Below are 12,967 nucleotides of genomic sequence, written 5' to 3'. Positions count from 1 at the left end.
GCGCCAGACGCCGTGGGAGTTTGATCGGGGTATGAGCGCACCCCTGCCCACCGACCTCGACATCGCGAACGCGGCGACCCTGCGTCCGCTCGTCGACGTCGCCGCCGACCTCGGCGTCTCCCCCGACCACCTCGAGCCGTGGGGACGCGACGTCGCCAAGATCGACCTCGCGGTCCTCGACGAACCTCGGCACCAGCCCGACGCGAAGTACGTCGTCGTCACGGCCATCACCCCGACTCCCCTCGGCGAGGGCAAGACGACGACCTCGGTCGGGCTGGCCCAGGCGCTTCAGCGCCTCGACAAGCGCGCCGTCGTCGCCCTGCGCCAGCCCTCGATGGGCCCGACGTTCGGCATCAAGGGCGGCGCGGCCGGCGGCGGCTACAGCCAGGTGGTGCCGATGGAGCGGCTCAACCTGCACCTGACCGGCGACTTCCACGCCGTGACGGCTGCGCACAACCTTCTCGCGGCCATGCTCGACAACCACCTCCACCACGGCAACGCGCTCGGCCTCGACGTCCGCAACATCACGTGGCGGCGGGTCCTCGACGTCAACGACCGGTCGCTGCGCAACATCGTCGTCGGCCTCGGGGCACGCCAGGACGGCGTGGTGCGCGAGACAGGCTTCGACATCACCGCCGCGAGCGAGGTCATGGTGCTGCTCACCCTCGCGACGTCGCTCACGGACCTCCGCCAGCGCCTCGGCCGCATCGTCGTCGGGTACACGACCGAGGGCAAGGGGGTCACCGCGGACGACCTCCACGCCGGAGGGGCGATGACGGCCCTGCTCTCTGACGCCTTGAAGCCCAACCTCCTGCAGACGCTCGAGGGCGGCCCGGCGATCATCCACTGTGGCCCGTTCGGCAACATCGCGACCGGCACCTCGTCGGTCACCGCGGACCTCATCGCCATGCGCGGCAGCGACTTCGCCATCACCGAGGCCGGTTTCGGCGCCGACATGGGCGCCGAGCGCTTCTTCGACGTCAAGTGCCGGGTCAGCGGGCTCAAGCCCGACGTCGCCGTCGTCGTCGCCACCGTCCGCGCCCTGAAGACCCATTCGGGCCGGTATGCCGTCAAGGCCGGCAAGCCTCTCCCGGCAGGCCTGCTCGAGGAGCGTCCCAAGGACGTGGAGGCGGGCCTGCCCAACCTGCGCAAGCACATCGAGATCGTGCGGCGCTTCGGCGTGCAGCCCGTCGTCGCCATCAACGCCTTCCCCGACGACCACGACTCGGAGCACGCCGTGATCCGCCGGTTCTGCAACAGCCTGGGGGTGCGCTGCGCCGTGACCCGTCACGTCGCCGAGGGCGGGGCGGGGGCGCTCGAGCTCGCCCGGGTCGTCATCGAGGCCGCGCACGAGCCGACGAGCTTCGAGTTCCTCTACCCCCTCGACCTGCCGCTCGAGCAGAAGATCGAGGCGATCGCGACGCAGATCTACGGTGCGGACGGCATCGACGTGAGCCCGGCCGCGGCCAAGGCGCTCAAGGACTACGAGCGGCTCGGCTACGGGGGGCTGCCCGTCGTCATCGCCAAGACCCACCTGTCGATCTCGTCGGACCCCTCGCTCCGGGGAGCGCCCCGCGGGTGGCGGATGCCGGTGCGCGAGGTCCGGGCCGCGGTGGGCGCCGGCTACGTCTACGCGATCTGTGGCGACATGCGCACCATGCCGGGGCTGCCGACGTCACCGAACGCCGAGCGCATCGACATCACCGAGGACGGCTCGGTCGTCGGCCTCTCCTGACGGCCGTCAGCGCAGTGGCTCACCGTCAGCGCAGTGGCTCACCGTCGACGCGGCGGGCCATGGCGACGTCGTCCCGGTAGTCGGTCGCGCTGAGGCGCAGGCCGCCGGGCACGCGTCCGACCTCGGTCCACCCGGATCGGGCGTAGAACTCGCCCAGCCCCAGGCCGTCGCGGTAGTCGAGGCGCAGCAGCTCGACCCACGGCAGCTCGCGACGGACGATGCCGACCATGCCGCCGAGCAGGAGACGTCCGAGGTTCCGGCCCTGGCTCTCGGGGCCGACCATGAGGCGTTTCAGGCCTGCCACGTGCTCGTGGGGAAAGCCCCGTGAGTGCTCCCAGAAGCCCAGGCCGCGCAGGTCACCACCGGGGTCGCGGAGCAGGCAGAGCAGGGAACGCCCCCGGGTGACGTCCTCGACGTGACGGTCGAGGGCCGCCTCGACATCGCCTCGGGGCGCCCCGGGCAGGAAGCCGACCGAGCCACCGGCGTCGTTGGCGCGGACCCACAGGTCGGCGATCGCGGCGCGGAGGCTCCGGTCGGGGGCGCCGGTCGGCACCGATGCCACGCGCGGCGCCTCGAAGTAGGCCATGGGCTCGCCGTCGGGCCGGTCCTTGAGCCGGCGCATGCCGACCTGTACGAGCCCCGAGGACGTCGCGGTGCGCAGCGATGCCGCGTTGACCGTGTCGACCATGGCCGTGACGAGGGCGTCGGGACGGTGCTCGGTTGCCCACGCCACCACGGCGCGAGAGATCGCCCTGCCGAGGCCCTGGCCCAGGCGGTCGTGCAGGAGGCGGTAGTAGAGGTTGAGCGACTCGGGGTCGGAGTCCTTGTGCCGCAAGCCCGCCCACCCGATCACCTCGTCGGTGGCGCGGTCGACGACGGCGACGTAACCGAGGCCCTCACGCTCCCAGTCCGCGAGGTCGTCGGCCAGCCGCTCGCGGCACCGCTCCGGACTCGGCTGGCTCGCCGGCGAGTGCGCATAGGTCCGGGGGTCGCCGTGCAGGCGCAGGTAGTCGCGCAGGTCGTCCATCCGTGGGCGACGGAGCACGAGGCGGTCGGTCGTGATCCACGGGTCGCCCTCGCGATCGGGTCCCGCCGGCGCCACGGTGTCCGACGCTCGGGTGCCCGCGTCTCGCACACGGCGAGCGGGGCTCCGTCGCAGCACGGCTCGATGTAGAGGCACTTCGGGCAGCGGTTGTGAGCCTGCTCGGCATACATCTGGGTGCCGCAGTAGGGGCACGGGATCTCGAGGGCCATGCCCCTCATCCTCCCGGAGGCGCGGCGCCGCCCGGCGCCCGACATGCCGAAGGGCCCCGCGACGGGGGCCCTTCGACGGGCGCGACGGGCGCGACGGGCGTCAGCTGGCGACGACGGCGTAGGCCGCGAGGTCGGGCTCCATCGTCGGGGTGACCTTGGCGCGGAGCCGGGTCCCTTCGGCGACGTGCTCGCTCTCGAGGATCTCGCCCTCCTCGTGCAGGCGCGAGATGAGGTCGCCACGGTCGTAGGGCACGAGCACCTCGACCTCGATGTCGGGCTTCGGCAGCTCGTGGTCGATGAGGGCCCGCAGCTCCGCGAGCCCGGCGCCGGTGCGGGCCGAGACGGTCACGCAGTGCTTCTCGTGACGCTGGAGCCGGTCGAGCACCTCGGGGTCGGCGACGTCGGCCTTGTTGACGACGATGATCTCCTTGATCTGGTCGCCGCCGACCTCCGCGAGCACCTCGCGGACGGCCGTGATCTGGCCCTCGGGGTCCGGGTGCGACCCGTCGACGACGTGCAGGAGCAGGTCGGAGTCGCCGACCTCCTCGAGCGTCGAGCGGAACGCCTCGACGAGCTGGTGCGGCAGGCTGCGCACGAAGCCGACGGTGTCGGCCAGCGTGTAGACGCGGCCGTCCTCGGTCTCGGTGCGGCGCACCGTTGGGTCGAGCGTCGCGAAGAGCTGGTTCTCGACGAGCACGCCGGCGCCCGTGAGGCGGTTGAGCAGCGAGCTCTTGCCGGCGTTGGTGTAGCCCGCGATGGCGACCGACGGGACTCCCCCGGCGTGGCGGGAGTGCCGCCGCGTGTCGCGGCTCGTCTTCATGGCCTTGATGTCGCGGCGCAGCTTGGCGATCTTCGTGTTGATCCGGCGGCGGTCGAGCTCGATCTTCGTCTCACCGGGTCCACGCGAGCCGATGCCCTCACCCCCGGCGACACGGCCACCGGCCTGACGGGACATCGACTCACCCCAGCCGCGCAGGCGCGGCAGGAGGTACTGGAGCTGGGCCAGCTCGACCTGGGCGCGGCCCTCACGGCTCTTGGCGTGCTGGGCGAAGATGTCGAGGATCAGCGCGGTGCGGTCGATGACCTTGACCTTGACGACGTCCTCGAGCGCACGCCGCTGGCTCGGTGCGAGCTCGCCGTCGCAGATGACGGTGTCGGCGCCCTCCTCGACGACGATGTCGCGCAGCTCGAGCGCCTTGCCCTTGCCGAGCCACGTCGCCGGGTCGGGCTTCTGACGGCGCTGGACGACACCCTCGAGCACCGTCGAACCGGCGGTCTCGGCGAGGGCCGCGAGCTCGCGGATGGAGTTCTCGGCGTCGTCTGCGGTTCCCTCGGTCCAGACCCCGGCCAGCACGACGCGCTCGAGGCGCAGCTGGCGGTACTCGACCTCGGTGATGTCCTCGAGCTCGGTCGACAGTCCCTGGACGCGTCGGAGCGCGGCGCGTTCCTCACGGTCGAGCTGGTCGCCGTCGTAGAGGGGGTATGCCGCCTCGTCGGTCTCGTGGTCCTCCCCGGCCAGCGCGTCGGCGCGGGTGGCGAAGAGGGTCCGCTCGCGCTGCGCAGCGCGGTCGGTGTCACTGGGGTGGTTCGTGTGGTTGCTCGTCATGTTCTCCCTATGGTCCCACTCGTCCAACGCCACGAGCCACTCGTTTGTGCCCGACGTGACCCGGCGGCGAGGGGGCACACGGCCCGCGGAGGGTGAGCGGCTGGCGCTACCGTGACCCCTGATGAGCGAGCCGACCGACCACTACTTCACCGCCGAGCCGGCCACGCCGGAGGAGCGCCGCACCATCGAGGTCACCCTCGACGGGCGCCCGTTCACGCTGACGACCGCCCGCGGGGTGTACTCCCCGGACCGCCTCGACCCGGGCACGGCCGTGCTGCTCCAAGGGGCCCCCGACCCGAGCCGGACGGGCGACCTGCTCGACATCGGCTGCGGGTGGGGACCGATCTCGATCACCCTGGCGCTGCGTTCGCCGAGCGCCCGGGTGTGGGGCGTCGACGTCAACCGCCGCTCCCTCGACCTGGCGCGGGCCAACGCGTCGGCCGTCGGGGTCGACAACGCGACCTTCTGCGAGCCGGACGACGTGCCGGACGGTCTGCGGTTCGCGACGATCTGGTCCAACCCGCCGATCCACGTCGGCAAGGCGGCGCTGCACGCCCTGCTCGAGCGGTGGCTCCCGCGCCTCGCCGACGACGGCGTCGCCCACCTCGTGGTGCAGAAGCACCTCGGGTCGGACTCGCTGCAGAAGTGGATCAACGCGCAGGAGTGGGGCCTGCGATGCACCCGCCTGTCGTCGGCCAAGGCGTTCCGCATCCTCGAGGTCCGGCGCGGCTGACACGGGTCGAGGTGGTCCGCAGCGCCCGGGCGCGAGAGATCACCTCGATCGCGGCCGACGGGCACCGGATCGAGGTGTGGTGTCGCGTCGAGGCCCGAGCAACCGCCTCGACGCAGCGACGTGCCGTCAGAGGGGGAAGTCGCCGTCCGCCACGAGGACGGCAGGTCCGGCGAGCTCGACCCGCTGGCCGGCGAGCGGCGTCACCGTGAGACGGCCCCCCGGCACGTCGACGGTCCACGGGCTGAGGTCCTCGACGCCGGACCAGAAGCGGGTGGCGAGGGCGGCGGCGGCCGCTCCGGTGCCGCACGACCGGGTCTCGCCGACTCCACGCTCATGGACCCGCATCGCGATGTGGCCGGGTCCGACCGCCCGGACGAACTCGACGTTGGAGCCGCCGGCCGGCTCGGGGTGCAGCTCGGGCGCCTCGCCGAGGTCGAGGTTCTCGAGCGAGATGCCCTCGGGGAGCATGACGACCGCGTGCGGGTTGCCGATGTCGAGGGTCAGGGCCGGCACCGGCTTGCCGTGGCGCGGCCGGACCATGACGTCGAAGCCGTCGCGCCGGGCACCCTCCTCGTCGCCGAGGCGCCACGGGCCGAGGTCGACCGCGTAGCCCTCGTCGACGACGCGCACCGTCTTGACGCCCGCGCGGGTGGCGATGCTGAAGGACGACCCGAAGGCGAGCCCCTCGCGGCGGAGGTACTCGGCGAAGACGCGCGTGCCGTTGCCGCACATCTCGGCGAGCGAGCCGTCGGCGTTGCGGTAGTCCATGAACCACTCGGCCTCGCGCGACTGGGCGCGCACCGCTTCGTCGGTGGACAGGCCCGCACGCACGACCCGGATGACGCCGTCGGCGCCGAGGCCGGCGTGCCGGTCGGCGATGCGCTGCACCTGGGCGGGGGTCAGCTCGAGCGTGCCCTCGAGGTCGGGGACGAGGACGAAGTCGTTCTCGGTGCCGTGGCCCTTGGTGAAGCGCGTCATGTCAGACATTCTCCGGTATGCCGTCGCGCACCTGTGCATCCGCCTCGCGAACCGCCGTGAGTGCCCGGTCGAGCACGTCCGGCGCCGTCGCGTCGATCCAGATGATGCGCGGGTCGGGTCGGAACCACGACTCCTGACGGCGGGCGTAGCGCCGCGTCGCCTGGGCGGTGTCGGCCCGCGCCGTGGTCTCGTCGAGCGCACCGTCGACGACCGCGACGGCCTGGCTGTAGCCGATGGCGCGACTGGCCGTGACGCCCTGCCTCAGTCCGTGCCCGAGCAACGCCTCGGTCTCGGTGCGCAGCCCCTCCTCCCACATGCGCTCGACGCGCCGGTCGATGCGCTCGACGAGGAGGTCCCGCTCGACGCGGAGGCCCAGGACCACTGCGGGAGAGACGAACTCGCGCGTGGGCATCGAGGCGCTGAAGGGCCGGCCCGTCAGCTCGATGACCTCGAGTGCCCGGATGACACGTCGGCGGTTGCCGGGCAGGATCGCGGCGGCGGCCCGGGCGTCGAGGGCGATCAGCCGCGCGTGCATCGTGTCGGCGCCGACGATCTCGGCCTCTGCCTCGAGGCGTGCGCGCACCGTGCCGTCGGTGGGCGGGATCTCGAGCCGGTCGAGGGCCGCCCGGACGTAGAGCCCGGACCCGCCGACGACCAGGGGCCGATGACCCCGGCCACGGATGGCGGCGATGTCGGCCCGCGCGGCCGTCTGGTACCCCGCGACGCTCGCCTCCTCGGTCACGTCGAGGACGTCGAGCTGGTGGTGGGCGATGCCCCGCCGTTCGGCGACGGGGAGCTTCGCCGTACCGATGTCCATGCCGCGGTAGAACTGCATGGCGTCGGCGTTGACGACCTCGCCACCGAGCCGCTCCGCCAGGTCGAGGGCGAGGTCGGACTTGCCCGTCGCCGTCGCACCGACGACCGCGATCACCGGCGGCTGCGTCGGCGCCGCCTCCTCAGCCCTCATGGCTCACCGGACGGGGCAGAGAAGTGTCGGTCACGAGGTGCGCCTCAGCCGATGAGCTCGTCGGCGTGCTCGTCGTTGTCGTCCTCGTCGTGCCCGAACGGGTCACGGTCGACGCCGGGGTGCCACGAGTTGCCGGGCTTGCCCCAGCCGTTGCGCTTGACGGCCTTGCGGGCCTTCTTCGCCTGGCGGTCGTCGAGACGGTCGACGTAGAGCGTGCCGTTGAGGTGGTCGTACTCGTGCTGCATGCAGCGGGCGAACCAGCCCGTCGCGTCGAACTCGACGCGGTTGCCGTCGAGGTCGAAGCCGATGACGTGGGCCCGGTCGGCGCGCTTGAGCGGGAAGGCCTCCCCCGGCACCGACAGGCAGCCCTCGGTCTCCTCGTCGGGGTTCGGACGCTCCTGGGGGATCTTCGAGGTGGTCACCGTCGGGTTGATGACGTGGCCCTGCTCGGGGACACCGTCCTCGTTGCCCATCTTCCAGATGAACACCCGCAGGCCCACCCCGATCTGGGGCGCGGCCAGGCCGACACCGTTGGCCGCGACGTTCGTCTCGTACATGTCCTCGACCAGGGTGCGCAGCTCGTCGTCGAACTCCGTGACGAGGGCGGCGGCCCGATGGAGGACCGGCTCGCCGGCGATGACGATGGGGCGCACACTCATGCGCCAAGTCAAGCACGAGGGGCCACGTGGACCCGAATCGGCTCAGACGACAGAGCAGCCCGGCGCGACCGGCGCCGCGGCCGGACGGCCGACCGACGGCATGCCGAGGCTCACGGCCGGCTTGCCGGCTCCGTCGGGAACGTCCTGGAGCGCAGCCCAGGCGACCCCACCCGGGGTGCGCCGGACGGCATACGTCCCACCCTCGAGCCCCGAGTCGGCGACGAGGTGGTGGGGCGCGCCGTAGGTGACCTGCACGGTCACCATGTCGCCGGGGCGGGGCACCTCGGCGCCCTCCGGGACGGCGAAGTGCACGAGCCGGTTGTCGCGAGCCCGACCCGACAGGCGCTTCGTCGCGGCGTCCTTGCGGCCCTCTGACGGCGTGACGAGGACCTCGACCTCACGACCCTCGACAGCCCGGTTGCCGGCCCAGCTGACCTCCTCCTGGAGGGCGATGAGCCGCTCGAAACGCTCCTGCACGACCTCCTTGGGAACCTGCTGGTCCATGGTCGCGGCCGGGGTGCCCGGACGGATGGAGTACTGGAACGTGAAGGCGCTCGAGAAGCGAGACTCGCGCACGACGTCCAGCGTGCCCTGGAAGTCCTCCTCGGTCTCGCCGGGGAAACCGACGATGATGTCGGTCGTGATGGCGGCGTCCGGGATGTGCCGACGCACGGTGTCGATGATGCCGAGGAACTTCGCGCTCCGGTACGAGCGGCGCATGTCCTTGAGCACCTTGTCCGAACCGGACTGGAGCGGCATGTGCAGGCTCGGCATGACGTTGGGCGTCTCGGCCATGGCGAGGATGACGTCCTCGGTGAAGGCCGCCGGGTGCGGGCTCGTGAAGCGCACGCGCTCGAGGCCCTCGATCTCGCCGCAGGCGCGAAGCAGCTTGCCGAACGCGAGGCGGTCGCCGAACTCGACGCCGTAGGTGTTGACGTTCTGGCCGAGCAGCGTCACCTCGACGACGCCCTGCGCCACGAGCGCCTCGATCTCGGCGAGGACCTCGCCCGGGCGTCGGTCCTGCTCCTTGCCGCGCAGGCTGGGCACGATGCAGAAGGTGCACGTGTTGTTGCAGCCGACCGAGATCGAGACCCAGGCGCTGTAGGCGGAGTCGCGCCGGGTGGGCAGGGTCGAGGGGAAGACCTCGAGGCTCTCGAGGATCTCGACCTCGGCCCGCTTGTTGTGGGCGGCGCGATCGAGCAGGGCCGGCAGCGAGCCGATGTTGTGGGTGCCGAAGACGACGTCGACCCACGGGGCGCGCTCGACGATGGTGCCGCGGTCCTTCTGCGCCATGCAGCCGCCGACGGCGATCTGCATGTCGGGGTTCTTCTGCTTGGCCGGGCGCAGCTGGCCCAGGTTGCCGTAGAGCTTGTTGTCGGCGTTCTCGCGCACCGCGCACGTGTTGAACACGACGACGTCGGCGACCTCGGGGCGCTCGCCCGCGGGCAGGCTCGCGAGGTCGACGTAGCCGGCGGTCTCGAGCAGGCCGGCCAGCCGTTCGCTGTCGTGGACGTTCATCTGGCAGCCGTGCGTGCGCACGTCGTAGGTGCGGGCCACGCCGGTCGGCGGGACGGCGGCGGTAGCGACGGGCGTGGTGGCGAAGTTCTGCGTTGTCATGGCACCGACAAGGGTACGTCGTGCTCCGCGTGCCGACGGCCGGACACGGGTCTCACCGCGCAAGACCCGGGAATAGGCGGCAAGGTGGACCCGTTGACGACACTGCTTGACAGTTCAACCAAGTTGGTGCACCATAGTGGTTGAACATTCAATAACCTACTCCGAAGGACACATCATGGGCCTGTTCAACCGCTCCAAGGACGAGACCGTCACCGAGACCCCCTCCGTCGCCGTCGAGAACATCTCCGGTGACTACACGCTGGACCCCAGCCACACGCGCATCGGCTTCTCGGCCCGCCACGCGATGGTGACGAAGGTCCGAGGCCACTTCGACCAGTTCGAGGGCACCGCCCACGTCGACACCGTCACCCCGTCCAACTCCTCTGTCACCGTGACCATCGAGGCCGCCAGCGTCACCACCGGCAACGAGCAGCGCGACGGTCACCTCAAGACCCCCGACTTCTTCGACATCGCCAACCACCCGCAGATCACCTTCGTCTCGACGAACGTCGAGCGCGACGGCTCCGAGTGGGCCATCACCGGCGACCTCACCATCAACGGTGTCACCAAGCCCGTCACGATCCCCTTCGAGGAGACCGGCTCCGCCAAGGACCCGTTCGGCAACACGCGCGTCGGATTCGAGGGTGACGTCACCATCGACCGCACCGACTGGAACCTCTCGTTCAACGCCGCCCTCGAGACCGGTGGCGTCCTCGTCAGCGAGAAGGTCAAGCTCGAGTTCGACATCTCGGCCATCGCCAACGTGCCCGCCGAGGCCTGAGCCACACCGCACCACAGCACCACCGAACAGGGGTGGGGACCGACCGGTCCCCACCCCTTTCGTCGTACCCCGACGACGACGGGCGCCCGAGCACCCGCGGGCGCACGATCGTCAGTCACGCAGGTGCTCGGGCAGCCCGTCCACGGCGTCACGGATGATGGGCCAGGCGACCTCGCCGGAGTAGCCCTTGCGCGCGAGCAGGCCGGCCAGACGTCGGGTCTGCACGTCGGGCGCCAGGCCACGCATCGAGCGCAGCTTCTTCGCGACGAGCTGCTCGGCCCGGACTCGCTCGGCACCGGCCCCCACCTGCCCGAGGGCCTCGTCGGCGATCTCCTGGTCGATGCCCTGCTTGCGCAGCTCGTGCGCCAGGGCCCGCCGGGCGAGCCCCTTGTCCGACTGCTTCGAGCGGACGAGCATCTGGGCGTAGGCCTCGTCGTCGATGAGCCCGACCTCGGTCAGGCGGTCGAGGACCCTGGCCGCCACGTCGTCCTCGCACCCACGCTGGCGCAGCTTCTTCTCCAGCTGGGAGCGGCTGCGTGGCGCCATGCTCAGCTGTCGCAGGGCGATGGCCCTGGCCACCGACTCGGCATCGGCGTCCGGGACGGCCGCGGCGGTGTCGTCGGGAGGTGGCGCCCACTCGGGGCGCTCCCCCGGCTCCACCGAGCCCCAGCCAGTGCCCGACGGCGAGCCCGACCGCGAGCCCGACCGCGAGCCGGATCGTGCGTCCGACCGTGAACCCGAACGCGTCGCGGGACGGCCTCCCGAACTCCGGGCGGTGTCGGGCGGCGAGGCCGAGGACGTCGATGTCCCCGACTGAGCCGGCTCTGACGGCGTCCCCGACTGAGCCGGCTCTGACGGCGCCCCCGACTCGACCGGCTCGGCACTCTGCTCGGGCCGTCGCCGCGAGCCGGCGGCATCCTCGCGGGAAGACGCCTGCGGCCCCGCGTCGGGTGGGGATGCGGAAGGACCGCCGGCCCGCACCCCGGCGACGACCTCGGCCTCAGCCAGGGCGGCCGCGGCGCGAGCCAGACGGTCCTGCACGCTCTCCTCTGCGGAGAAACCCATGGTCAGAAGTCGACGGGCACGTCCGAGACCTCTGCAGGCTTGTCGACGCGCGGCCCGACGCCGAGCTTCTCCTTGACCTTCTTCTCGATCTCGTCGGCGAGGTCGGGGTTGTCCTTGAGGAAGTTTCGGGCGTTCTCCTTGCCCTGGCCGAGCTGGTCGCCCTCGTAGGTGTACCAGGCACCGGCCTTGCGGACGAAGCCGTGCTCGACGCCCATGTCGATGAGGCCGCCCTCGCGCGAGATGCCGTGGCCGTAGAGGATGTCGAACTCGGCCTGCTTGAACGGCGGGGAGACCTTGTTCTTGACGACCTTGACGCGGGTGCGGTTGCCGACCGGCTCGGTGCCGTCCTTGAGCGTCTCGATGCGACGCACGTCGAGGCGCACCGAGGCGTAGAACTTCAGCGCCTTGCCACCGGTCGTCGTCTCGGGCGAGCCGAACATGACGCCGATCTTCTCGCGGAGCTGGTTGATGAAGATCGCGGTCGTGCCGGTGTTGTTGAGGGCACCGGTCAGTTTGCGCAGCGCCTGGCTCATGAGACGCGCCTGCAGACCGACGTGGCTGTCACCCATCTCGCCCTCGATCTCGGCCCGGGGCACGAGCGCGGCGACCGAGTCGATGACGATGATGTCGATGGCGCCGGAGCGGATCAGCATGTCGGCGATCTCGAGCGCCTGCTCACCCGTGTCGGGCTGCGACACGAGCAGCGCGTCGGTGTCGACGCCGAGCTTCTTGGCGTAGTCGGGGTCGAGCGCGTGCTCGGCGTCGATGAACGCGGCGATCCCGCCGGCCTTCTGGGCGTTGGCGACCGCATGGAGGGCCACCGTCGTCTTGCCCGACGACTCCGGGCCGTAGATCTCGACGACGCGGCCCCGCGGGAGACCGCCGATGCCCAGGGCGACGTCGAGGGCGATCGACCCGGTGGGGATGACCTCGATCGGCGGACGGATGTCGTCACCGAGGCGCATGACCGCGCCCTTGCCGTAGCTCTTCTCGATCTGACCCATCACCGAGGAGAGGGCCTTGTCCTTGTCCTTTTCCTGCACCGATGCCATGTCGGTCACCTATCTGCCGTCTGCGCTCTGGTCGTCTACCTTCGACCCGGGCAACGGCTCGTCCTGAAGGAGATTCGCTGTCGGGTCAGACGCTAGGTGCCGGCGCCGACATCAGGTGGACCACGAGACGGCCTGTGGACGATGCGGGTGGTGGCGCAGGACCTGTGGAGAACACTACCGAACAGGTGTTCGAAGTCGTGACGACACGCCGGGCCGCGCCGAACCTCGCCCGGTCAGGGGCGAGCCGAGCCGCCCTGCGCCCCGCGGGCCACGCGCGTGTCCCGTCCGAGCCGGCGCTCGGGCGGCACGTCCATGTCGGTGCACAGGGCCTCCCAGACGGCTCGCGGCGCCTCGCCGTCGGCGAGCGCCTGCACGACCGTGCGGTTGCCGAGCGCCCCGAGCACGTGGTCGCGGGCGAGCGACCCGGCATACCCCGCGCCGAACTCGTCGTCCATCAAGGTCCAGAAGTGGCTGATCCGCACCCCAGCAGTGTGCCACCCGGACGGCCGGAACCCATCCG

Annotated in this window: 12 protein-coding genes; 3 read left to right on the top strand and 9 right to left on the bottom strand. The window is 71.4% G+C overall.

Annotated elements, in window-relative coordinates; genetic code table 11:
- Positions 1-31 precede the first annotated feature (31 nt).
- Positions 32-1,735: a formate--tetrahydrofolate ligase gene (locus tag TAE01_RS12960; protein ID WP_147067087.1), complete on the top strand. Its 1,704-nt coding sequence runs from the start codon at positions 32-34 to the stop codon at positions 1,733-1,735.
- Between the two features lie 25 nt (positions 1,736-1,760).
- Here the strand turns inward: TAE01_RS12960 and TAE01_RS12955 are convergent, their stop codons facing one another.
- A complete protein-coding gene (locus TAE01_RS12955; RefSeq protein ID WP_246111324.1) occupies positions 1,761-2,837 on the bottom strand; it encodes a GNAT family N-acetyltransferase in 1,077 nt (358 codons plus the stop codon).
- 252 nt (positions 2,838-3,089) lie between these two features.
- Positions 3,090-4,595 (bottom strand): GTPase HflX, encoded by a 1,506-nt coding sequence (gene hflX / locus TAE01_RS12950; RefSeq protein WP_147067085.1) that lies wholly within the window; start codon positions 4,593-4,595, stop codon positions 3,090-3,092.
- Positions 4,596-4,716: 121 nt separating this feature from the next.
- On the opposite strand from hflX, the gene TAE01_RS12945 reads away from it, so the two are divergent.
- Positions 4,717-5,328, top strand: coding sequence for a class I SAM-dependent methyltransferase (locus TAE01_RS12945; RefSeq protein WP_147067083.1), 612 nt, complete (start codon positions 4,717-4,719; stop codon positions 5,326-5,328).
- A gap of 126 nt (positions 5,329-5,454) precedes the next feature.
- Here the strand turns inward: TAE01_RS12945 and dapF are convergent, their stop codons facing one another.
- The 4 genes from dapF to miaB are packed head-to-tail and all read right to left on the bottom strand — an operon-like array spanning position 5,455 to position 9,549.
- A complete protein-coding gene (dapF, locus tag TAE01_RS12940; protein WP_147067081.1) occupies positions 5,455-6,306 on the bottom strand; it encodes a diaminopimelate epimerase in 852 nt (283 codons plus the stop codon).
- A gap of 1 nt (position 6,307) precedes the next feature.
- Positions 6,308-7,273, bottom strand: a complete 966-nt coding sequence (gene miaA, locus TAE01_RS12935) for a tRNA (adenosine(37)-N6)-dimethylallyltransferase MiaA (RefSeq protein ID WP_147067079.1) — start codon at positions 7,271-7,273, stop codon at positions 6,308-6,310.
- Positions 7,274-7,317: 44 nt separating this feature from the next.
- Positions 7,318-7,932 carry a peptide deformylase gene (gene def, locus TAE01_RS12930; RefSeq protein WP_147067077.1) on the bottom strand — a complete coding sequence of 205 codons (615 nt, stop codon included), beginning with the start codon at positions 7,930-7,932 and terminating at the stop codon, positions 7,318-7,320.
- Between the two features lie 42 nt (positions 7,933-7,974).
- A complete protein-coding gene (gene miaB, locus TAE01_RS12925; protein WP_222594125.1) occupies positions 7,975-9,549 on the bottom strand; it encodes a tRNA (N6-isopentenyl adenosine(37)-C2)-methylthiotransferase MiaB in 1,575 nt (524 codons plus the stop codon).
- A gap of 175 nt (positions 9,550-9,724) precedes the next feature.
- On the opposite strand from miaB, the gene TAE01_RS12920 reads away from it, so the two are divergent.
- Positions 9,725-10,330 carry a YceI family protein gene (locus TAE01_RS12920; RefSeq protein ID WP_147067075.1) on the top strand — a complete coding sequence of 202 codons (606 nt, stop codon included), beginning with the start codon at positions 9,725-9,727 and terminating at the stop codon, positions 10,328-10,330.
- A gap of 111 nt (positions 10,331-10,441) precedes the next feature.
- Here TAE01_RS12920 and TAE01_RS12915 read toward each other — a convergent pair whose 3' ends face one another.
- The 3 genes from TAE01_RS12915 to TAE01_RS12905 all read right to left on the bottom strand — a co-directional run bounded on the left by TAE01_RS12915 (position 10,442) and on the right by TAE01_RS12905 (position 12,929).
- Positions 10,442-10,990 carry a regulatory protein RecX gene (locus tag TAE01_RS12915; RefSeq protein WP_147067073.1) on the bottom strand — a complete coding sequence of 183 codons (549 nt, stop codon included), beginning with the start codon at positions 10,988-10,990 and terminating at the stop codon, positions 10,442-10,444.
- A gap of 407 nt (positions 10,991-11,397) precedes the next feature.
- Positions 11,398-12,447: a recombinase RecA gene (recA, locus tag TAE01_RS12910; RefSeq protein ID WP_147067071.1), complete on the bottom strand. Its 1,050-nt coding sequence runs from the start codon at positions 12,445-12,447 to the stop codon at positions 11,398-11,400.
- 233 nt (positions 12,448-12,680) lie between these two features.
- Entirely contained in the window at positions 12,681-12,929 is a 249-nt protein-coding gene (locus TAE01_RS12905) for a DUF3046 domain-containing protein (protein WP_147067069.1), read from the bottom strand.
- Positions 12,930-12,967 lie beyond the last annotated feature (38 nt).

Source organism: Terrabacter aerolatus, from assembly GCF_007991735.1.
GTDB lineage: Bacteria > Actinomycetota > Actinomycetes > Actinomycetales > Dermatophilaceae > Terrabacter > Terrabacter aerolatus.
The sequence above is the reverse complement of the archived record's forward strand: the minus strand, read 5'-3'. Positions and strand labels throughout refer to the sequence as shown.

Coding starts and splice junctions, on each gene's coding strand:
- dapF (WP_147067081.1), bottom strand. CDS start 6,306: ATGACGCGCTTCACCAAGGGCCACGGCACCGAGAACGACTTCGTCCTC.
- miaA (WP_147067079.1), bottom strand. CDS start 7,273: ATGAGGGCTGAGGAGGCGGCGCCGACGCAGCCGCCGGTGATCGCGGTC.
- def (WP_147067077.1), bottom strand. CDS start 7,932: ATGAGTGTGCGCCCCATCGTCATCGCCGGCGAGCCGGTCCTCCATCGG.
- TAE01_RS12960 (WP_147067087.1), top strand. CDS start 32: ATGAGCGCACCCCTGCCCACCGACCTCGACATCGCGAACGCGGCGACC.
- recA (WP_147067071.1), bottom strand. CDS start 12,447: ATGGCATCGGTGCAGGAAAAGGACAAGGACAAGGCCCTCTCCTCGGTG.
- TAE01_RS12920 (WP_147067075.1), top strand. CDS start 9,725: ATGGGCCTGTTCAACCGCTCCAAGGACGAGACCGTCACCGAGACCCCC.
- hflX (WP_147067085.1), bottom strand. CDS start 4,595: ATGACGAGCAACCACACGAACCACCCCAGTGACACCGACCGCGCTGCG.
- miaB (WP_222594125.1), bottom strand. CDS start 9,549: ATGACAACGCAGAACTTCGCCACCACGCCCGTCGCTACCGCCGCCGTC.
- TAE01_RS12945 (WP_147067083.1), top strand. CDS start 4,717: ATGAGCGAGCCGACCGACCACTACTTCACCGCCGAGCCGGCCACGCCG.